Source organism: Frateuria sp. GZRR33 (assembly GCF_051900425.1).
GTDB lineage: Bacteria > Pseudomonadota > Gammaproteobacteria > Xanthomonadales > Rhodanobacteraceae > Frateuria_A.
Genome location: NZ_JBHZGK010000009.1, coordinates 25026 through 46992 on the forward strand (window position 1 = coordinate 25026; position 21967 = coordinate 46992).

Sequence of the window (21967 nt, forward strand, 5' to 3'; positions counted from 1 at the left end):
GCTATGTTGCGGCGGCGCCGGAAGGCCGGATGCGGCACCTGGAACGGGGTGCCGGTGGGGAAGCGTTGACCTGGACACCATGGCGCGGGCCGCGCCGTGACACGTCCGTGTCGGTTGCGCCCGCCCATCGTGTTGACCGGTTGAAGCATGGGTTCAGTGTGGAAAGCGCACTCTCAACGGCTTGCGCCTCGATGGTCGGGGCCAGCCACGTATCCATGACTCGACCCTGGACAGGACGAGCTGTCACCACAGGAGACTCATGTGAGCGCCGAAATTCGCCAGGAGCCGCTGGACCGTACCCAGCTCATCGCCGCGCTGCGCAGCCTGCGCAGCGGCGACTTCAGTGTACGCCTTCCCGAAAGCGGCCCGGGCGCCGACGTCGAAGTGGCGCGCCTGTTCAACGAAGTGGTCGGCTTCAACCGGCAGCTCACCGATGAACTCGAACGCCTGTCGATCGTGGTCGGCAAGGAAGGCCGCATCAACCAGCGTGGCCGGGTCAAGTCAGCCACCGGCGGCTGGGAAAGCGCGATCCGCTCGGTCAACGACCTGATCGAGGACATGGTGCAGCCCACCGCCGAAGTGGCGCGCGTGATCGGGGCAGTGGCCAAGGGCGACCTCTCCCAGACGATGACCGTCGAGATCGACGGGCGCCCGCTGCGCGGCGAGTTCCTGCGCATCGGCAAGGTGGTGAACACCATGGTGTCGCAGCTGGCCTCGTTCGCCTCCGAGGTGACCCGCGTGGCCCGCGAAGTGGGCACCGAGGGCAAGCTCGGTGGCCAGGCGACCGTGAAGGGCGTTGCCGGCACCTGGAAGGACCTGACCGACAACGTCAACGCGATGGCCACCAACCTGACCGGCCAGGTGCGAAACATTGCCGAGGTGACCACCGCGGTGGCCTCCGGCGACCTGTCAAAGAAAATCACGGTGGAGGTCAAGGGCGAGATCCTGGAGCTCAAGAACACCATCAACACCATGGTGGACCAGCTCAACTCGTTCGCCTCGGAAGTGACGCGCGTGGCGCGCGAGGTGGGTACCGAGGGCAAGCTCGGTGGCCAGGCGCAAGTGCCCGGCGTCGCCGGCACCTGGAAGGACCTCACCGACAACGTGAACCTGATGGCCGACAACCTCACCGGCCAGGTGCGAAACATCGCCGAGGTGACCACCGCGGTGGCCTCCGGCGACCTTTCCAAGAAGATCACGGTGGAGGTCAAGGGCGAAATCCTGGAGCTCAAGAACACCATCAACGTGATGGTGGACCAGTTGAACTCGTTCGCTTCGGAAGTGACGCGCGTGGCGCGCGAAGTGGGTACCGAAGGCAAGCTCGGCGGCCAGGCGCAGGTGCCCGGCGTCGCCGGCACCTGGAAGGACCTCACCGACAACGTGAACCTGATGGCCGACAACCTCACCGGCCAGGTGCGAAACATCGCCGAAGTGACCACCGCCGTGGCGCGCGGCGATCTCTCAAAGAAGATCACGGTAGAGGTGAAGGGCGAGATCCTGGAGCTCAAGAACACCATCAACGTGATGGTGGACCAGCTCAACGCGTTCGCCTCCGAGGTGACCCGCGTGGCCCGCGAGGTCGGTACCGAAGGCAAGCTCGGCGGCCAGGCGACCGTGCCTGGCGTGGCCGGCACCTGGGCCGACCTCACCGACAACGTGAACCTGATGGCCGACAACCTCACCGGCCAGGTGCGAAACATCGCCGAGGTGACCGTGGCGGTGGCGCGCGGTGACCTTTCCAAGAAGATCACCGTTGACGTCAAGGGCGAGATCCTCACCCTGAAGGACACCATCAACGTGATGGTGGACCAGCTCAACTCCTTCGCGTCCGAGGTGACCCGCGTGGCGCGCGAGGTGGGCTCGGAAGGCAAGCTCGGTGGCCAGGCGCAGGTGCCGGGCGTCGCCGGTACCTGGAAGGACCTCACCGATAACGTGAACCTGATGGCCGGCAACCTGACCGGCCAGGTGCGAAACATCGCCGAGGTGACCACCGCCGTGGCGCGCGGCGATCTTTCCAAGAAGATCACCGTGGACGTCAAGGGCGAAATCCTGGAGTTGAAGAACACCATCAACGTGATGGTCGATCAGCTCAACTCCTTCGCCTCCGAGGTGACCCGCGTGGCGCGCGAGGTGGGTTCCGAAGGCAAGCTCGGCGGCCAGGCCCAGGTGCCCGGCGTGGGTGGTACCTGGAAGGACCTCACCGACAACGTGAATGCGATGGCCGCCAACCTCACCGGCCAGGTGCGAAACATTGCCGAGGTGACCACCGCGGTGGCGCTGGGCGACTTGTCCAAGAAGATCACGGTGGACGTCAAGGGCGAGATCCTCGAGCTCAAGAACACCATCAACACGATGGTGGACCAGCTCAACTCCTTCGCCTCGGAAGTGACCCGCGTGGCGCGCGAGGTGGGTACCGAAGGCAAGCTCGGCGGCCAGGCGCAGGTGCGCGGCGTAGCGGGCACCTGGGCGGACCTCACCGACAACGTGAACCTGATGGCCGACAACCTCACCGGCCAGGTGCGAAACATCGCCGAGGTGACGGTGGCGGTGGCGCGTGGCGACCTGTCCAAGAAGATCACCGTGGACGTCAAGGGCGAGATCGCCGCCCTGAAGGACACCATCAACGTGATGGTGGACCAGTTGAACTCCTTCGCCTCGGAAGTGACCCGCGTGGCGCGCGAGGTGGGTACCGAGGGCAAGCTCGGCGGCCAAGCGCAGGTGCCGGGCGTCGCCGGTACCTGGAAGGACCTCACCGACAACGTCAACCTGATGGCCGGCAACCTGACCAGCCAGGTGCGTGGCATCGCCGACGTGGTGACCGCGGTGGCGCAGGGCAACCTGAAGCGCAAGCTGTCGGTGGACGCCAAGGGCGAGATCGCCGCGCTGGCCGATACCTTCAACGGCATGATCGACACGCTCGCCACCTTCGCCGACCAGGTGACCAACATGGCGCGCGAGGTGGGTATCGAGGGCAAGCTCGGCGGCCAGGCGCGCGTGCCCGGCGCCGCCGGCCTGTGGCGCGACCTCACCGACAACGTGAACCAGCTCGCCGCCAACCTCACCAACCAGGTGCGCTCGATCGCCGACGTGGCGACCGCGGTGACCAAGGGCGACCTCTCGCGTTCGATCGCGGTGGCCGCCTCGGGCGAAATGGCCGCGCTGAAGGACAACATCAACGAGATGATCCGCAACCTCAAGGACCAGACCTTGAAGAATGCGGAACAGGACTGGCTCAAGACCAACCTCGCCCGCTTCTCGCGCATGCTGCAGGGCGTGCGCGACCTGGCCACGGTGTCCAACCTCATCATGTCGGAGCTCGCGCCGCTGGTGAACGCGCAGTACGGCGTGTTCTACGTGGCCCGCCGCGAGGACAACGAAACGGTGCTTGACCTGGTCGCCAGCTACGGCGCCGAGAGCCGCGACCAGTTGAAGCCCACCTTCAAGCTGCGCGAGGGCCTGGTTGGCCAGTGCGCGGCCGACAAGCGGGCGATGCTGATGACCGACATCCCCGAGAACTTCATCCGCATTGGCTCCGGCCTGGGCCACGCGCCGCCGGCGAACGTGGCGATCCTGCCGGCCCTGTTCGAGGACGACGTCAAGGCGGTGATCGAGCTGGCCTCGTTCAACCGCTTCAACGAGACCCACCAGAACTTCCTCGACCAGCTGATGGAATCGGTCGGCATCGTGCTCAACACGATCGCAGCGACGATGCGTACCGAGGGCCTGCTCAAGCAGTCGCAGCTGCTCACCCAGGAGCTGCAGGCGCGCCAGACCGAGCTCACCACCAAGCAGGAAGAGCTGCACGCCACCAACGAGGAGCTGCAGGAAAAAGCCCAGCTGCTGGAAAACGAAAAGAAGCAGGTGGAAGCGAAAAACTTCGAGATCGACATGGCCCGCCGCGCGGTGGAGGAGAAGGCCGAACAGTTGGCGCTCACCTCCAAGTACAAGTCCGAGTTCCTGGCCAACATGAGCCACGAGCTGCGCACGCCGCTCAACTCGCTGCTGATCCTCTCGCGCCTGCTGGCGGACAACCCGCAGGGCAACCTGAGCGAGAAGCAGACCGAGTTCGCCCGCACCATCCACTCGGCCGGCTCGGACCTGCTGAGCCTGATCAACGACATCCTGGACTTGTCCAAGATCGAATCGGGCACGGTGTCGATCGAGATCGGCGACATGCCGATGAGCGGGCTGAAGCAGCACATGGAGCGCACCTTCCGGCAGCTCGCCAGCGACAAGAACCTCGAGTTCAAGGTGGAGTTCGACCCGGGACTGCCCGCCTCGATCCGCACCGACGAGAAGCGCCTGCAGCAGGTGGTGCTCAACCTGCTCTCCAACGCCTTCAAGTTCACCGGCGAAGGCAGCGTCACGCTGGCCGTGCGCCCGGTGTCCAGCGGCTGGAGCACCAACCACCCGGTGCTGCGCTACGCCGAGCGCGCGATCGAGATCGCCGTCACCGATACCGGCATCGGCATCCCGAAGGACAAGCAGAAGCTCATCTTCGAGGCGTTCCAGCAGGCCGACGGCACCACCAGCCGCAAGTACGGCGGCACCGGCCTGGGCCTCTCCATCAGCCGCGAGATCGCACGCCTGATCGGCGGCGAGCTGCAGGTGCGTTCGACACCGGGGGTCGGCTCGACCTTCACGCTGTTCGTCCCGCTCGAAGCAGTCACTGCCACCCCCCTGCCCGTGGGCAGCACCACCGCCCGCTACGACAACAGCGGCGCCATGGTGCCGGGGGCCCTGCCCGCGCCGATGGAAGTCACCGACGACCGCGACGCGCTGGGCGACGCGCCGTTCGTGCTGATCGTCGAGGACGATCCGACCTTCGCCTCGATCCTGCTGGACATCGCCCGCGAAGCCGGCCTCAAGGGCGTGGTTTCCACCGCCGGCGCCGGCACGCTGGCGCTCGCGCGCAAACTGCAGCCGCACGCGATCACGCTCGACCTGGGTCTTTCGGACATCGATGGATTCGTGCTGCTGGATCTGCTCAAGCATGACCCGCAGACCATGCACATGCCGATCCAGGTGATCTCCGGCGCCGACAAGCTCGGTTCGGCGCTGAGCCTGGGCGCGTTCGGCGTCACCGAAAAGCCGGCCGCGCCCGAGCAGCTCGGCGAGGTATTCACGCGGCTGGCCAGCCACATCCGCCAGGCGCCTGCGCCGCAGCCGGTACCGGAAGCCGCCAGTGGCATGGGCCCGGTACCGGAGCTGGGCGGCGCGCGCATCCTCATCGTGGACGACGACATCCGCAACATCTATTCGCTGACCAGCGTGCTGGAAAGCCACGGCGTGGAGGTGATGCACGCCGAAGGCGGTCGCGAGGGCATCGCGATCCTGGAGCAGACGCCCGGGATCGACATTGCGCTGATCGACATCATGATGCCGGAGATGGACGGCTACGAGACGATGCAGCAGATCCGCGCGCAGCCGGCCCTGGCCGACGTGCCGCTGATCGCGGTGACCGCCAAGGCGATGAAGGGAGACCGCCAGAAGTGCCTGGACGCGGGCGCTTCGGATTACATTGCCAAGCCGGTGGATATCGAACTGCTGCTGGCACTGCTCCGCGTGTGGCTTGCCCGCTCGCGCGAGCGGTCGCCTGCCATTGCGCTGTAGCGCAGAGCCCAAGAGCCATGAACGTACCTGTTTCCCGCCAATCCCTGTCCGCCCTGCGGCGCGGCCGTCCGGCCGAGCCGCCCGAGCGGGCACGCATCCTCATCGTCGACGACGACGAGCGCAACCTGCTGGCCATTCGCACCGTACTGGAAGACATCGCCGACGTGGTGCTCGCCCGTTCCGGCGAGGACGCGCTCAGGCAACTGCTCAAGGGCGAGTTCGCGGTGATCCTGCTGGACGTCTACATGCCCGGCATGGACGGCTACGAAACCGCGCAGATCATCCGCGCGCGCGAGCAGACCAAACGCATCCCGATCATCTTCCTCTCGGCGGTGAACAAGGAGACCGAGCATCTGATCCGCGGCTACGCGATGGGCGCGGTCGACTACGTGTTCAAGCCGGTCGAGCCGGTGGTGCTGCGCTCCAAGGCCGCGGTTTTCGTCGACCTCTACATGATGACCCGCGAAGTGCGCCGCAAGGCGAAGCAGGAGCAGGAACTGCTGGATGCCAACCTTCGCGCGAACGCCGAACGCCTGCGCGCCGAGCAGGAGCTGCGCCTGGCTGAACAGCGCCAGGCGGCGATCATCCAGTCACTGCCGCTGGTGCTCTACCTGGAGGACCAGGACGCGATCCCGCGCCTGCCCAAGTTCGTCAGCGGCAACTTCAGCGCCGTCACCGGCTTCAGCTACGACGACGTGCTGGCCACCCCGACGCTGTGGCTGGACCGGCTGCACCCGGACGACCGCGACCGCGTCGCCGATGCCCTGCGCGCGCGCCGCCAGGGCCGCGCCTATGCGGTGGAATACCGCTGGCAGTGCGCCGACGGCACCTACAAGCATTTCCTCGACCAGGCCGTGCTGCTGCGCGACGCCGACGGTCGCCCGCTGGAATACGCCGGCACCCTGCTGGACGTCACCGACCGCAAGAACCTCGAGACCCAGCTTCTGCACGTGCGCAAGATGGATGCACTGGGCCAGCTCACCGGCGGCATCGCGCACGACTTCAACAACCTGCTGGCGGCCGTGCTCGGCGGGCTGGGCCTGATCGAGCGCCGCGTCACGCTGGCCGACGACCAGCGCAAGGTGCTGGACATGACCCGCCACGCCGCCCAGCAGGGTGCGGAGCTGGTTTCGCGGCTGCTCGCCTTCGCGCGCAAGCAGAAGCTCGAGCCGGCGCACATCGACATGATGGACCTGTCCGGGACCGTCACCCAACTGCTGGGGCACACGCTGGGCGGACTGGTCGCGCTGGAATGGGAACTGCAGGACGGCCTGTGGTCGCCCTACGCCGATGAGACCCAGCTCGAGCTGGCGCTGATGAACCTGGCGATCAACGCGCGCGACGCCATGCCCCAGGGCGGCAAGATCCGTATCGCCTGCCGCAACGTCAGTGTCGTCGGCGGCGACGAAGCGGCTGCGGGCGACTACGTGGTGCTCGCGGTTTCCGACACCGGCTGCGGCATCCCGCCGGACATGCTCGAGCGCGTCACCGAGCCGTTCTTCACCACCAAGGCCGTCGGCAAGGGCACCGGCCTGGGCCTCTCCATGGTCTACGGCTTCGCCCAGCAGTCCGGCGGCACCATGCGCATCGAGAGTCACCTCGACGAGGGCACCACGGTCGAGCTGTGGCTGCCACGTGCACCGGAGGCGGCGCGCCGTCCGGCGCTCGTCCCGACCGACGGTTCGTCCGCGGTCAACCGTACCCGTCACATCCTGCTGGTCGATGACCACGAGGGCGTGCGCGCCACCACCGCCGCGATGCTCGAAGACCTGGGGCACAGGGTGACCACCGCTGCCGATGGCGAGCATGTGAGCCAGCTGATCCAGGACGATCACCTGCAGGCGATCGACTTCATCATCAGCGACTACGCCATGCCGCTGGTGTCCGGCTCGGAGGTGATCCGCAAGCTGCGCGCGCTGAAGCCAGGGCTGCCGGGCATCATCATCAGCGGCTACGCGGACAAGGCGGCGATCTCGGGCGCACCCGAAGGCGTCATCGTCGTCTCCAAGCCGTTCACGCCCGCCCAGTTGCAGGACGCGATCGCCGCAGCGGCGCACGCGCGGCCCTGACGCGTCCCTCCCGCCCCGCGCGGAAGGCTCGGACCGGTTCGGACCACCCTTCACCCGCCTCGCGGGCGAAGGTACCGGAGGGCGGATGCGGAAAGCCGAGCGTACGGCCTGGCTGGCCCGGTTCGCGGCTGCCCGAGGCCAGGCTTCCTCCATCCGCCTGCCGGCACCTCCCCACCATCAAACGGGGAAGGACGCGCAGCCAACCTTCCCGCGCCCATCAACGGGCTTGCGACAGCCAGCAACTGAACGAAGGCTGCATCCCGTGCCCGTGGCCATCGGTCACCCGCGCATGCCCCCATCCACCACGCCATGCCAATCCTCGCGTGCGCGCCCTTGAAATCCGCGCCCGCACCGCGACCTCGAAGGGGTTGTCCGGCTTGCCGCGGCGCAGCAGGCCCGGCGTATAATCGTTAAGATTGCATACGGCCCTTCGTCCTCCCCAGTCGAGCGGCCGCAAAGCCTCCCTTCCCTGCCGGTGGTGACGTGAGCACGAACCTGATTCGCGAGTTTTCCGAGTCCTCCCAACTCGCTGGCGGCAACGCCGATTACGTCGAGCAGCTGTACGAATCGTGGCTCGCCGACCCTGCGTCGGTAACGGCCGACTGGGCTGGTTACTTCGAATCGTTCAAGGGGCGCGGCAGCGATACTGCGCATTCGGCCGCCATCGCCCGCATCGAGGCGGCGCAGAAGCAGCGCCGCACGGCCGGCGCCCCGGTCGACGACGCCCACGCCCGCAAGCAGGCCGGCGTGCTGCGCCTGCTGACCGCCTACCGCTCGCGCGGCCACCTGGCGGCGAACCTGGATCCGCTGGGCCTGGCCAACAAGATGGAGGCGCCCGACCTGGGCCTGGCCTTCCACGGCCTGTCCGACGCGGACCTCGACACCGAATTCGACTGCGGCACCTACGCCGGCGGTGGCCAGCGCATGAAGCTGCGCGACCTGCTGGCGCGGCTGAAGAAGACCTACGCCGGCACGATCGGCGCGGAATTCATGTATATCTCCGACCATGCGCAGCGCGCGTGGATCTACACCCGGCTGGAGCAGGCCAACGGCAGCGCCGGCCTGGACGCCGCCGGCAAGAAGCGCGTACTGGCGGGCCTCACCGCGGCCGAGGGCCTGGAGCGCTACCTGCACACCAAGTACGTCGGCCAGAAGCGCTTCTCGCTCGAAGGCGGCGACAGCCTGATCCCGATGGTCGACGACGTGGTCACCTCCGCCGGCGACAACGGCGTCAAGGATCTGGTCATCGGCATGGCCCACCGCGGCCGCCTGAACGTGCTGGTGAACATCCTGGGCAAGCCGCCCAAGACCCTGTTCAACGAGTTCGAGGGCAAGTTCGAGCACCCGGACGACCCGGCGCACTCGGGCGACGTGAAGTACCACATGGGCTTCTCCGCCGACGTCAGGACGCCCAAGGGCAACGGCGTGCATGTCGCCCTGGCGTTCAATCCCTCGCACCTGGAAATCGTCAACCCGGTGGTCGCCGGTTCCGTGCATGCGCGGCAGATCCGCCGCCACGACGGCGAGCGCACCCAGTCGATGGCGGTGCTGATCCACGGCGACGCGGCCTTCGCCGGCCAGGGCGTCAACATGGAACTGTTCCAGATGTCGCAGGCGCGCGGCTTCCGCATCGGCGGCAGCCTGCACATCGTGATCAACAACCAGGTGGGCTTCACGACCTCCAACCCGCAGGACGCGCGTTCCACGCTGTACTGCACCGACCTGGCCAAGATGGTCAACGCGCCGGTGCTCCACGTGAATGGCGACGACCCGGAAGCGGTGATCGAGGTCACTCGCCTGGCCTACGACTTCCGCAAGCAGTTCCGCAAGGACGTGGTGATCGACCTGGTGTGCTACCGCCGCCACGGCCACAACGAGGCGGACGAACCGTCCGCCACGCAGCCGGTCATGTACCAGATCATCAAGAAGCGCCCGACCACGCGCGACCTCTACGCGCAGCAGCTGGTGAAGGAAGGCGTGCTGGCCGAGGGCGACGCCCAGAAGGAGCTCGACGCCTACCGCGACCGCCTCGAAGCCGGCGGTTCGATGACCGCGCTCGACTCGGACCCGCAGCGCGACATCCACGTGGACTGGAGCCGCTTCGTCGGCGGCAAGCTCTCCACCCGGACCGACACGGGCGTTCCCAGGCAGAAGCTGCTGGAACTCGCCAAGAAACTTCTGGATCTGCCGGCCGACCTCACGCTGCAGCCGCGCGTGGCCAAGATCTATGACGACCGCCGCAAGATGGCGTCGGGCGAACACCCGGCCGACTGGGGATTCGCCGAGAACCTGGCCTACGCCACGCTGATCGACCAGGACTACAACCTGCGCCTGGTCGGCCAGGATTCCGGCCGCGGCACCTTCTTCCACCGCCACGCGGTGCTGCACGACCAGAAGGACGGCCACACCTACATGCCGCTGGCCACCGTGCGCCCGGGCGCCGACGTGGAGATCATCGACTCGCTGCTGTCCGAGGAAGCGGTGATGGCGTTCGAATACGGCCACGCCACCACCGATCCTCAGACCCTCGACATCTGGGAAGCGCAGTTCGGCGACTTCGCCAACGGCGCCCAGGTGGTCATCGACCAGTTCATCAGCTCCGGCGAGGCCAAGTGGAACCGCCTGTGCGGCCTGGCGCTGTTCCTGCCGCACGGCTACGAAGGCCAGGGCCCGGAGCATTCCTCCGCCCGCCTGGAGCGCTTCCTGCAGTTGTGCGCCATGGACAACATGCAGGTGTGCGTGCCGACCACCCCGGCGCAGGCGTTCCACATGATCCGCCGGCAGATGGTGCGCCCGGTGCGCAAGCCGCTGATCGTGATGACGCCCAAGTCGCTGCTGCGCCACAAGCTGGCGGTGTCCACGCTGGACGAACTGGCCGGGGGCGAGTTCCAGGTGGTAATCGGCGAGCACCGCGACCTGCCGGCAAAGAAGGTCAAGCGCGTGGTGCTGTGCTCGGGCAAGGTCTACTACGACCTGCTCGAAGACGCAGAGAAGCGCGGGCTGACGGACGTGGCCATCGTGCGCGTCGAGCAGCTGTATCCCTTCCCGCGCCCGCGCGTGGTCGAGGAGCTGGCCAAGTACCCGTCGGCCAAGGAAGTGGTGTGGTGCCAGGAAGAGCCGATGAACCAGGGCGCCTGGTTCCAGATCCGCCACCACCTGCAGGCCTGCGTGGGCACCAAGCACAGCCTGTCCTATGCCGGCCGTGGCCGCTCGCCCGCCCCGGCCGCCGGCCACCTCAACACCCACATCGCCGAACAGACGGCGCTGGTCGAGCAGGCGCTGGTCGCACCGGTCGGCGACGACCAGGCGGCAGAGTAAACTTTTCGGATCGTGCGGCCAGGATGGCCGCTTTGTGCCGCGCCAGGACCGGCGCCCACCCTTAAGGACCCGTCATGTCCATCGAAGTCAAAGTCCCCGTCCTGCCCGAGTCGGTTTCCGACGCCACTATCGCCAGCTGGCACAAGAAGGTCGGCGAGGCGGTCAAGCGCGACGAGAACCTGGTCGACCTTGAAACCGACAAGGTGGTGCTGGAAGTGCCCTCGCCGGTCGACGGCGTGCTCAAGGAGATCAGGCACCAGGCCGGCGACACGGTGAACAGCCAGCAGGTCATCGCGATCCTGGAGGAAGGCGCCGCTGCGCCGGCCCCCGCGCCCGCCGCGAAGGAAGAGCCGAAGGCTGCTGCTCCGGCGCCCGCGAAGGCCGAAGCTCCGCAGTCCGCCGGCAAGGGCGTGGAAGGGCTCTCCCCGGCCGGCCGCCGCGTCGCCACCGAAGAACACATCGACCCGTCCAAGGTCGCCGGCACCGGCCGCGACGGCCGCGTGACCAAGGAAGACCTGGTCAATTACGGCAAGGGCGGTGCCGCCCCGGCCCCCGCCGCGCCGGCCGCCAGGCCGACGCCGGGTTCGCGTCCGGAAGAGCGCGTGCCGATGACCCGCATGCGCGCCAAGATCGCCGAGCGCCTGATGCAGTCGAAGAACTCGATCGCCATGCTCACCTCGTTCAACGAGGTGAACCTGGCCGAGGTCGTGAAGATGCGCAAGTCGCTGGGCGAGCAGTTCCAGAAGACCCACGGCATCAAGCTCGGCTTCATGAGCTTCTTCGTCAAGGCCGCCGCCGAGGCGCTCAAGCGCCACCCGGTCATCAACGCGTCCGTCGACGGCAACGACATCATCTACCACGGCTACCAGGACATCTCGATCGCCGTGTCCACCGACAAGGGCCTGGTGACGCCGGTGCTGCGCGATGTGCAGGACATGGGCTTCGCCGACATCGAGAAGGGCATCGCCGACTACGCCAGGAAGGCCCGCGACGGCAAGCTCTCGCTGGACGACCTGCAGGGCGGCACGTTCACCATCACCAACGGCGGCACCTTCGGCTCGCTGCTCTCCACGCCGATCGTCAACCCGCCGCAGAGCGCGATCCTGGGCATGCACACCATCAAGGAGCGCGCGATCGTCGAGAACGGCCAGGTCATCGCCGCGCCCATGATGTACATCGCCATCTCCTACGACCACCGCATCATCGACGGCAAGGATGCGGTGCTGTTCCTGGTCGACATCAAGGATCAGCTGGAGAACCCGCAGCGGATGCTGCTCGGGCTCTGATCGCATGTGAGCGCCCTCGCTCACATGCTATAGGCACGAAGCTCTGGCGGCGAGCAGTGGAGCAACCCATGTCCGCCGGACTCTTCCCCGCGTCACCCTGACGTCCATACGACGGCACGCAGCAAGGAACAACCCATGAGTGACCAACAATTCGACGTCATCGTCATCGGCGCCGGCCCGGCCGGCTACGTGGCCGCGATCCGCGCCGCGCAGCTGGGCCTGAAGACCGCCTGTGTCGACGACTTTACCGGCAAGGACGGCAAGCAGGCGCTGGGCGGCACCTGCCTCAACGTGGGTTGCATCCCGTCCAAGGCGCTGCTCGACTCCTCGCGCCAGTTCTGGAACATCTCGCACAACTTCCCGGTCCACGGCATCAGCGTGGAGGGCGCCAAGGTCGACCTGGGCACCTTCATCGGCCGCAAGGACAAGATCGTCAAGCAGTTCACCGGCGGCATCGCCCAGCTGTTCAAGGCCAACAAGGTCACGGCCTTCTATGGCAAGGGCAAGCTGCTGAAGGGCAACCAGGTCGAGGTGACCGGCAAGGACGGCGCCAAGCAGACGCTCAGTGCCACCAATGTGATCCTGGCTTCCGGCTCGGTGCCGATCGAGCTGCCGTTCGCCAAGTTCAACGGCAAGACGATCGTCGACAACGCCGGCGCACTCGACTTCACCGAGGTACCCAAGCGCCTGGGCGTGATCGGCGCGGGCGTGATCGGCCTCGAGCTCGGCAGCGTGTGGAAGCGCATGGGTGCCGAGGTCACGGTGCTGGAGGCGCTGCCGGATTTCCTGGGCGCCGCCGATGCGGACGTCGCCAAGATCGCACTGAAGGAATTCACCAAGCAGGGGCTCGCGATCAAGCTCGGCGCCAAGGTCTCCAAGGCCGAGGTCAACAAGGACGGCGTGCACCTGAGCTACACCGACAAGGATGGCGAGCAGTCGCTGGTCGTCGACAAGCTGCTGGTCGCCGTGGGCCGCCGCGCCTACACCGACGGCCTGCTGGCTTCGGATACCGGCGTCAAGCTGGACGAGCGCGGCCGCATCGTGGTCGACGAGCACAACCACACCGGCGTCGATGGCGTGTGGGCCATCGGCGACGCCGTGCGCGGCCCGATGCTCGCGCACAAGGGCTCCGAGGAAGGCGTGGCGGTGGCCGAGTGGATCGCCGGCAAGGCTGGCCACATCAACCTCGATACCGTGCCCTGGGTGATCTACACCGAACCGGAAATCGCCTGGGCCGGCAAGACCGAAAAGCAGCTCAAGGACGAAGGCGTGCCCTACAAGGTCGGCACCTTCCCGTTCGCCGCCATCGGCCGTGCCGTGGCGATGAACGAGGCGATCGGCCAGGTGAAGATGCTCGCCCACGCCGAGACCGACCGCATCCTGGGCGTGCACATGGTCGGCCCGGGCGTCTCCGAGCTGATCGCCGAGTGCGTCGTGGCGATGGAGTTCAAGGGTTCCTCCGAGGACCTGGCGCGCATCGTCCACGCTCACCCGACCCTTTCCGAGGCCGTGCACGAGGCCGCGCTGTCGGTCGACAAGCGCGCCATCCACAAGGGCAACTGACCGCCCGCTGGACGGCCGAACGGCCCGCTCGTGGCGACATGGGCGGGCCGTTTCGTTTCATCATCCCTGTCGGAGCCCACTTGTGGGCGATGCTCCTCGCCGCATGCGCCGCAGAGCAAGACATCGCCCCGCAAGCAGGCTCCTGCAGGCAAGCACGCATACCGGATACCCATGCCCCAACCCACCGCCCTCTGCGTCTATTGCGGCTCCAGCAGCGGCAGCCACCCCGAGTACGTCGAACAGGCCCGCGCCTTTGGCACCGAGATGGCCCGCCGCGGCATCGCGCTCGTCTACGGTGGCGGCAAGGTCGGCTTGATGGGGACGGTCGCCGATGCGGTACTGGAAGCGGGCGGCAAGGCAATCGGCGTGATTCCGCGCCAGCTCGTGGATCTGGAGGTCGCCCACCCCGGCCTGACCGAACTGGTGGTGGTCGAGACCATGCACCAGCGCAAGACGCGCATGTACGAACTCTCCGACGCCTTCGCTGCCCTGCCCGGCGGCTTCGGCACCATGGACGAGATGTTCGAGATGCTGACGTGGGCGCAACTGGGCTTGCACCGCTACCCCTGTGGCTTCCTCGACGTACGCGGCTACTACACGCACTTGCGCGCGATGATGGACCACATGGTCGCCGAGCGCTTCGTGCGCCCGGAACAGCGCGAGGACGTCTGGTTCGGCGATGACATGGTCGCGCTGTTCGACTGGATGGCAAGCTACGAGGGCCGTTACCTGCCCAAGTGGGTCGACGACCGCAGCATCGACGCCTGAGTGCAGGCAAGGAGGCAAGCATGAGCCCGTCCAACGCGTTCCGCGCCATGCGCATCCACAGCGACCCGGCCGGCTATCGCAGCGGCATCGAACGCATCGATACCGACGCGCTTACGCCGGGCGAAGTGCTGGTGAAGGTCGCCTGGTCGTCGGTCAACTACAAGGACGCGCTGGCCGGCACCGGCAAGGGCAAGATCCTTCGGCAGTACCCGCTCAACGGCGGCATCGACCTGGCCGGCCACGTGATCGCCTCGACGGACCCGGCTTTCAAGGAAGGCGACGCCGTGCTGTGCACCGGCAGCGGCCTGTCCGAGACGCGCGACGGCGGGTATGCCGAGTGCGCCAGGCTGGACGCGCGCTGGACCGTCCCGCTGCCGGCGGGCCTGTCCCTGCGCGAAAGCATGATCCTCGGCACCGCCGGTTTCACCGCGGCGCTGGCCCTGCTGCGCATGCAGGACAACCGGCAGACCCCCGACCTCGGCCCGATCGCCGTCACCGGCGCCAGCGGCGGCGTCGGCATGCTCGCGATCGACATCTTCAGTCGCGCCGGCTATGAAGTGCACGCAATCAGCGGCAAGGCCGACCATTTCGACTTCCTGCAGGGGATCGGCGCCAGCCAGTGCATCGACCGCCACCAGCTCACCTTCAGCGGCAAGCCGATGGACTCGGCCCGTTTCGGCGGTGCGCTGGACAACGTCGGTGGCCCGATGCTCGCGGGCCTGCTGCCGCTCGTCGCGCCCTACGGCAACGTGGCGATCTGCGGCAACGCCGGCGGCATCGCCTTCGACAGTACCGTGATGCCTTTCATCATCCGTGGCGTGAGCCTGCTCGGCATCGCCTCGGCCGGCACCGCGCGCGACCTGCGCGAAACCCTCTGGCAACACCTGGCCGACGACTGGAAGCCTCGCCACCTCGACCGGATCGCGACCGACGAGGTCACGCTGGAGGAGCTGCCGGCCGTGTTCGAGCGCATGCTGGCCGGGCGCTCCTTCGGCCGTACCCTCGTGCGCGTCGGCGGCGCCTGAAGCCCGCGCTTGGAAGCGCTCCGCGCGCGGCATAGAATCCACGACAACTACCAGGAAACCCCCACCTCATGGCACGAATCCTCATCGTCGACGACTCCCCATCGCAGCTGCTGGGCCTCAAGCGCATCGTCGAGAAGCTCGGCCATGAGTCGCTGACCGCCGAAGATGGCGCGGCAGGCGTCGAAGCGGCCAAGCGCGAACGCCCCGATCTGATTCTCATGGACGTGGTCATGCCCAACCTCAACGGTTTCCAGGCCACCCGCATCATCAGCAAGGACCCGGACACCGCGCACATACCGGTCGTGCTGGTCACCACCAAGGACCAGGAAACCGACCGCGTGTGGGGCATGCGTCAGGGTGCCAAGGCCTACGTGACCAAGCCGATCAAGGAAGACGAACTGGTCGCCACCATCAAGCCGCTGCTGCCGGCCTGACATTTTCTTTCGCCCTCCGCTTCCCTCGGAGGGTTGCCGCCATCGCGCCCATGTGTGATGGCCCGGCTTTTCACGCAGCGGGTTCCCCCCGCAAGAGCGACCCCCACCCCAGCCCTCTCCCCGAAGGGGAGGAGCGGGTCTGTCGCACGTCCGCTCTCCGAAAGCCCGCCCGCCTTCGAGCCCTCCCTCTCCGAGGAGAGGCTGGGTGACAGCCGCGGGCTAGCCAACGTCCACCGTCCCTTTGCGCGTCGGATTTCCGAGCGCGATCAGCGGCTTCCGGCAAGAGCACCCTCACCCCAGCCCTCTCCCCGGGGGGGAGAGGGAGCGGGGCTGTGGCAAGTCCGGTTCTGCGAAAGCCCGCCCGCCTTCGAGCCCTCTCCCCTCCGGGGAGAGGGTTGGGTGAGGGGCCGGGGCTCGCCAGCATCTTTCACCGTTGCGCCTCGGTTTCCTGAGAGCGACAGCAGCTCCCTGCCAGAGCGCGCCTTGCGCAGGGTGCGGCAACGGGATCTCAGGCGCGCGGGTCGTACCCTTCGAACTGCTTGCTCAGGGCCTCGTAGGCTTCGCGCTGGGCATCGCTCTCGATGGCCGGTGCTCGGATCGACAGTTCCACCAACTGGTCTCCCGCCGGATTGCCAGGCAGGCCACGACCTTTCAGCCGCAGCTTGCGACCGGACTGCGAGCCGGCCGGAATGCGCAGGTCGACCGCGCCGGCAAGCGTCGGCACCGGCACGGTCGCGCCCAGGGCCGCCTCCCATGGCGCCAGCGGCAGCACATGCAGCACGTTGCGCCCTTCCAGCTTGAAGCGCGGATCGTCGCGGATCGCCACCTCCAGCATCAGGTCGCCGTTGGGACCGCCAGCGGCGCCCGGCTGGCCCTGGCCGCTCAGCCGGATGACCTGGCCGGGCAGGATGCCGGCGGGGATCTTCACCTCCAGCACGCGTTCGCTGCCGCTGCCATCCTGCAGCGCCAGGCGCGTGCGCCCGCCGTCGAAGGCGGTCTGCAGGTCGATCTGCACCTGCGCCTGCACGTCGCGGCCACGGCGCGCGCGTGGTTGGGCGCGCGGCCCGCCACCGGCCCGGCCGAACAGGCTTTCGAAGAAATCGCTGAAATCGCCGTCGCCGGCGCCGCCAAAGTCGAAACCGCCGCCCTGCCCCCAGCCCGGCGGCGGGCGGAACTGCTCGCCACCGCGGTAGCCGCCGGCGCGCAGCTGGTCGTACGTACGGCGCTTCTCCGGATCCCGCAGCGCCTCGTTGGCCTCGTTGATCGCCTTGAAGCGCTCCTCGGCACCAGGTTCCTTGTTCTTGTCCGGGTGGTACTGCCGCGCCAGCTTGCGGTATGCCGACTTGATCTCGGCCTCGCTGGCATCGGGCTTCACCCCGAGGATCTCGTAATAGTCTTTGAATTCCACTGGCCTTCCTCGGCAAGACTGCGCAGGCAGGCGGCCCGCCGCGGATGTGCTCCGCGAAGGGCCGCCGGGTTCACGCTACGGTAGCCGGTCAGTGGTTGCTGCTGGAGCCTGGACCGGAACTCCCGGACGTGCTGCCGTGCTCGGTGCTGATCGAGATCCGCCGCGGCGTGGTTTCCGCACGCTTGGGTATCATGATTTCCAGCACGCCGTGGCGCCCGACCGCGGTGATGCCCTCCGGATCGGCGCTGTCGGGCAACGCGAAGCGGCGATGGAAGGTACCGTGCGCGCGCTCGATGCGGGTGAAGCGGCCGGTCTGTTCCTGGTTCTGCACGGTGCGCTCGCCCTTGATGGTGAGGATGCCCTTTTCCATGCTCACCTCGATGTTCGACGGGTCCACGCCCGGTACATCGACGAAGATCACGAAGCGCCGGTCCTCTTCCTTGATGTCCACGCGCGGCGCCCACTGGCTGGTCACCACGTTGGACGGGTCGGCCTCGTCCTGCTGGAAGAAGCGGTCGAAGGCATGGCGGATCTCCTCGGGAAACGCGCTGGCTGCGTTCCACATCGGATTGCGGTTCGAACTCATGGGCTTGGTTCCTCCGAAAAGGGTCACGGCAGGCGCCGCTTGACCCAAAGGTAGGTACGGCCGCCGCCGATTCAAGGCGACAGCCGGCGCAGGCAGGTCTACGATGCTCGGCCCCACCCACGGACCAAGCCTATGACCATCCAAGTCGGCCAGACCCTGCCGGACCTCGAAGTGGCTGTGATCGAGGATGGCGCTCCCGTCCGGCGTGTGCCCACCGCCAGCCTGCTCGGACAGGGCCGGATGGTGCTGTTCGCGGTACCCGGCGCCTTCACGCCGACCTGCTCGGACCACCATCTGCCCGGCTACGTGCAGCACTTCGAGGCATTCCGCGAGCTCGGCGTCGGCGTGGTCGGCATGGCCGTGAACGACGCGTACGTGATGCAGGCCTGGGCGTCCGTGCAGCAGGTGCCGCCCGGCCTGAAGCTGCTGGCCGACGGCAACGGCAGCTTCACGCGCGCGCTGGGGCTGGAGTTCGACGGCACCGCCTATGGGCTGGGCCTGCGCGCCCGCCGTTTCGCGCTGTACGCCGAGGATGGCGTGGTGCGCCGGTTGTACGTGGAGGCGCCAGGGGAGTTCCGGGTGTCCACCGCCGAGGCGATGCTGCAGGCGCTCAGGGCGCCGGAGACCAGTACGACCGGTTGATCTGCCGCGCCGACGCGCCGCAGGGCACGGCCTGGACTTACCGGGAGGAGTACGACCCGACCGCGCTACGCAACACCAGCAGTCCAGGCCACAGCCTTCCATCGCCATGGGAGCGTTGCCGTGCGGTACGCACGGTTCACAAGGTCAGTAACGAAACCGTCCTGCTTGCGCGGATACTTCCGGTCGTCCTGTTCGTCTTGTACGGCTGGAGCAAGCTGACCGACTTTTCCGGCACGGTCGGCTACATGGCCAGCCTGGGCCTGCCGGTGCCGACGCTTGCGGCGGCCGTGGTCGCCCTCATGGAGTTCTCCGTGGGCCTGGCGATCGCGCTCGGTTCTGCACGCGACCGCTCGCCTTGCTGCTGGCCCTGTACACGCTGGGCACGGCGTTGATCGGGCACCACTACGGGACCATGGACGGCGCCGAGCGCACGGCCGACACGATCAACTTCTACAGGAACCCCTCGATCATCGGCGGCCTGCTGCTGTGCGTGACCGGGCCGGGAAGATATTCGATCGACCGGCGCTGGCCCAGGCTGGCCAGGCCAAAAAAAAACCCCGGCGAACCGGGGCTTTTTTCATCCATCAGGCCTCTTGCGTTCCGTCCTGGGCAGGCACCGGACCTTCCGGCGGACCATCCTCGGCCGGTTCGGCCTCCTCGCCATTGGTTTCCTCGGCATCCAGCCGCACCACGCTGACCAGGTTCTCGTCGGCCGGCAGGCGGATCAGGGTCACGCCTTGCGTGTTTCGACCCAGCTGCGAGATTTCTCCGACCCGGGTGCGCACCAGCGTGCCCTGGTTGGAGATCAGCATGAGTTCGTGGCCCTCGGTGACCTGCACCGCGGCGACCAGCGGACCGTTGCGGTCGGAGCACTGGATGCCGATCACGCCCTGGGTGCCACGACCCTTCTTGGTGAACTCCTCCAGCGGGGTGCGCTTGCCGTAGCCGCGTTCGGTCGCGGTGAGGATGTCGCCCTCGGCGGCCACGATCAGCGAGACCACCTCGGCGCCCTCGGCCAGGCGCATGCCGCGCACGCCCGTAGCGGTACGGCCCATCGAACGCACGGTGTTCTCGTCGAAGCGATTGACCTTGCCGTTGGAGGCGAACAGCAGGATGTCGCTGTTGCCGTTGGTGATCGCCACGTTGACCAGCGCGTCGCCCTCGTCCAGGTTGATCGCGATCTTGCCGCGCTGCAGCTGGAAGGCGAACTCGGTCAGCGGGGTCTTCTTGACCGTTCCGCTCTTGGTCGCGAAGAACACGTAGCAGTCCGGGCTGTATTCGCGGATCGGCAACACCGCCTGCACCTTCTCGCCCTCGCCCAGCGGCAGCAGGTTGACGATCGGCTTGCCGCGGGCACCCGGCCCGGCCTCGGGCATCTGGTAGACCTTGAGCCAGTAGACGCGGCCGGTGCTGGTGAAGGTGAGCAAGGTGTCATGGGTGTTGACTACCCACAGCTGCTCGACGAAATCCTCGTCCTTGAGCGCCGATGCCGAGCGCCCCTTGCCGCCACGCTTTTGCGCGCGGTAGGTGCTGGCCGGCTGGCGCTTGACGTAGCCGGTGTGCGACAGCGTGACGACCATGTCCTCCGGCGCGATCAGGTCAAGGACGTTGAGGTCTTCCTGGGAGTGCTGGATCTCGGTGCGGCGCGCGTCGCCGTATTCGGCCTTGATGACCTCCAGCTCCTCGCGGATGACCTTGAGCAGGACTTCAGGGTTCTCGAGGATCTCGATCAGGCTGCGGATGGTCTCGAGGATCTGCCGGTATTCGTCGGAAAGCTTCTCCTGCTCCAGCCCGGTCAGGCGATGCAGGCGCATGGCCAGGATTTCCTGGGCCTGCACTTCGGACAGCTGGTAACCATCGCCCTTCAGGCCATCGCGCGGGTCCATGTCCTCCGGACGCGACGCGTCGGCACCGGCGGCCGCCAGCAACGTGCTGACCATGCCCGGCTGCCACTTGCGCGCCAGCATGCGCTCGCGCGCTTCGGCAGGAGACGCCGAACTGCGGATCAGCTCGATCATCTCGTCGATGTTGGCCAGCGCGACGGTCAGGCCTTCCAGGATGTGGGCACGGGCGCGGGCCTTGCGCAGTTCGAAAATGGTGCGGCGGGTCACCACTTCGCGGCGGTGGCGGATGAAGGCCTCGAGGATCTCCTTCAGGTTCAACAGGCGCGGCTGGCCATCCAGCAACGCGACCATGTTGATGCCGAAGGTCACCTGCAACTGCGTCTGCAGGAACAGGTTGTTGAGCACCACGTCAGCCATCGCATCGCGGCGCACCTCGATCACGATGCGCATGCCGTCCTTGTCGGACTCGTCGCGCAGCTCGCTGATGCCCTCGATCTTCTTTTCCTTGACCAGCTCGGCGATCTTCTCGATCAGCCGCGCCTTGTTCACCTGGTAGGGCAACTCATGGACAAGGATCGTTTCGCGGCCGTTGGCCTCGGTCTCGATCTCGGTGCGCGCGCGCACCAGGATGCGGCCGCGCCCGGTGCGATAGGCCTCGACGATGCCGGCGGCGCCATTGATGATGCCGGCAGTCGGGAAATCCGGACCCGGGATGTGCTGCATCAGCTCGTCGACCGACAGCGACGGCTCGTCGATCAATGCGATGGTGCCGGCGATCACCTCGTTGAGGTTATGCGGCGGCACGTTGGTCGCCATGCCGACCGCGATGCCGGCCGAGCCATTGATCAGCAGGTTCGGCACGCGCGTGGGCAGGACCAGCGGCTCCTGCTCGGACTCGTCGTAGTTCGGCCCGAAGTCGACCGTCTCCTTGTCGATGTCGGCCAGCAACTCGTGCGTCAGGCGCGACATGCGCACTTCGGTGTAACGCATGGCCGCGGCGTTGTCGCCGTCGACCGAACCGAAGTTGCCCTGGCCGTCGACCAGCATATAGCGCAGCGAGAACGGCTGCGCCATGCGCACGATCGCATCGTAGACCGACGCATCGCCATGCGGGTGGTATTTACCAATGACGTCACCGACCACGCGGGCCGATTTCTTGTAGGGCTTGTTCCAGGCGTTGCCCAGTTCGTTCATCGCGAAGAGGACGCGGCGATGCACGGGCTTGAGACCATCGCGCACATCCGGAAGGGCGCGTCCCACGATCACGCTCATGGCGTAGTCGAGGTAGCTCTGGCGCATCTCGTCTTCGATGTTGACGCGGATGACTTCTTTGGCGAGTTCTGCCATCAATCGGCTTCCCAGTGGCTTCCGTGGAACCAGAAAAGGCCGCGCAACGGACGCTGCATGCGCG

14 protein-coding genes are annotated in these 21967 nt (G+C 67.2%); 10 read left to right on the forward strand and 4 right to left on the reverse strand.

The features are described from left to right. Positions 1-261 precede the first annotated feature (261 nt). The 8 genes from ACFWZU_RS12340 (at position 262) to pilH (ending at position 16076) form a co-directional block, all read left to right on the forward strand. Entirely contained in the window at positions 262-5613 is a 5352-nt protein-coding gene (locus tag ACFWZU_RS12340) for a HAMP domain-containing protein (RefSeq protein ID WP_439701812.1), read from the forward strand. Positions 5614-5630: 17 nt separating this feature from the next. Next, positions 5631-7682, forward strand: coding sequence for a response regulator (locus ACFWZU_RS12345; RefSeq protein ID WP_439701813.1), 2052 nt, complete (start codon positions 5631-5633; stop codon positions 7680-7682). Between the two features lie 483 nt (positions 7683-8165). Beyond that, complete coding sequence (locus ACFWZU_RS12350) at positions 8166-11000, forward strand: 2-oxoglutarate dehydrogenase E1 component (protein WP_439701814.1); 2835 nt, start codon at positions 8166-8168, stop codon at positions 10998-11000. A 74-nt stretch (positions 11001-11074) separates the two neighbouring features. Beyond that, the gene (odhB, locus tag ACFWZU_RS12355) at positions 11075-12286 is read left to right on the forward strand and encodes a 2-oxoglutarate dehydrogenase complex dihydrolipoyllysine-residue succinyltransferase (protein WP_439701815.1); all 1212 of its coding nucleotides are present in this window, start codon (positions 11075-11077) and stop codon (positions 12284-12286) included. Positions 12287-12421: 135 nt separating this feature from the next. Further along, on the forward strand, positions 12422-13849 hold the full coding sequence (gene lpdA, locus ACFWZU_RS12360; RefSeq protein ID WP_439701816.1) for a dihydrolipoyl dehydrogenase: 1428 nt from the start codon (positions 12422-12424) through the stop codon (positions 13847-13849). Positions 13850-14020: 171 nt separating this feature from the next. Further along, on the forward strand, positions 14021-14617 hold the full coding sequence (locus ACFWZU_RS12365; protein WP_439701817.1) for a TIGR00730 family Rossman fold protein: 597 nt from the start codon (positions 14021-14023) through the stop codon (positions 14615-14617). Between the two features lie 20 nt (positions 14618-14637). Continuing rightward, positions 14638-15642 carry a YhdH/YhfP family quinone oxidoreductase gene (locus tag ACFWZU_RS12370; RefSeq protein ID WP_439701818.1) on the forward strand — a complete coding sequence of 335 codons (1005 nt, stop codon included), beginning with the start codon at positions 14638-14640 and terminating at the stop codon, positions 15640-15642. Between the two features lie 68 nt (positions 15643-15710). Then, positions 15711-16076: a twitching motility response regulator PilH gene (gene pilH, locus ACFWZU_RS12375; protein ID WP_209614798.1), complete on the forward strand. Its 366-nt coding sequence runs from the start codon at positions 15711-15713 to the stop codon at positions 16074-16076. A gap of 508 nt (positions 16077-16584) precedes the next feature. Here pilH and ACFWZU_RS12380 read toward each other — a convergent pair. Next, positions 16585-17484, reverse strand: coding sequence for a DnaJ C-terminal domain-containing protein (locus tag ACFWZU_RS12380; protein ID WP_439701819.1), 900 nt, complete (start codon positions 17482-17484; stop codon positions 16585-16587). Positions 17485-17572: 88 nt separating this feature from the next. Further along, the gene (locus ACFWZU_RS12385; RefSeq protein WP_439701820.1) at positions 17573-18070 is read right to left on the reverse strand and encodes an Hsp20/alpha crystallin family protein; all 498 of its coding nucleotides are present in this window, start codon (positions 18068-18070) and stop codon (positions 17573-17575) included. A 132-nt stretch (positions 18071-18202) separates the two neighbouring features. On the opposite strand from ACFWZU_RS12385, the gene ACFWZU_RS12390 reads away from it, so the two are divergent. Further along, on the forward strand, positions 18203-18712 hold the full coding sequence (locus ACFWZU_RS12390) for a peroxiredoxin (protein ID WP_439701821.1): 510 nt from the start codon (positions 18203-18205) through the stop codon (positions 18710-18712). Then, entirely contained in the window at positions 18709-19104 is a 396-nt protein-coding gene (locus ACFWZU_RS12395; protein WP_439701822.1) for a DoxX family protein, read from the forward strand. Before ACFWZU_RS12390 ends, ACFWZU_RS12395 begins: the two co-directional genes overlap by 4 nt. Before the next feature lie 58 nt (positions 19105-19162). On the opposite strand, the gene ACFWZU_RS12400 is transcribed toward ACFWZU_RS12395, so the two are convergent. Both ACFWZU_RS12400 and gyrA read right to left on the reverse strand, forming a co-directional pair. Then, positions 19163-19297: a hypothetical protein gene (locus ACFWZU_RS12400; RefSeq protein ID WP_439701823.1), complete on the reverse strand. Its 135-nt coding sequence runs from the start codon at positions 19295-19297 to the stop codon at positions 19163-19165. Beyond that, complete coding sequence (gene gyrA / locus ACFWZU_RS12405; protein ID WP_439701824.1) at positions 19297-21903, reverse strand: DNA gyrase subunit A; 2607 nt, start codon at positions 21901-21903, stop codon at positions 19297-19299. The genes ACFWZU_RS12400 and gyrA overlap by 1 nt, the downstream gene beginning before the upstream one ends. Positions 21904-21967 lie beyond the last annotated feature (64 nt).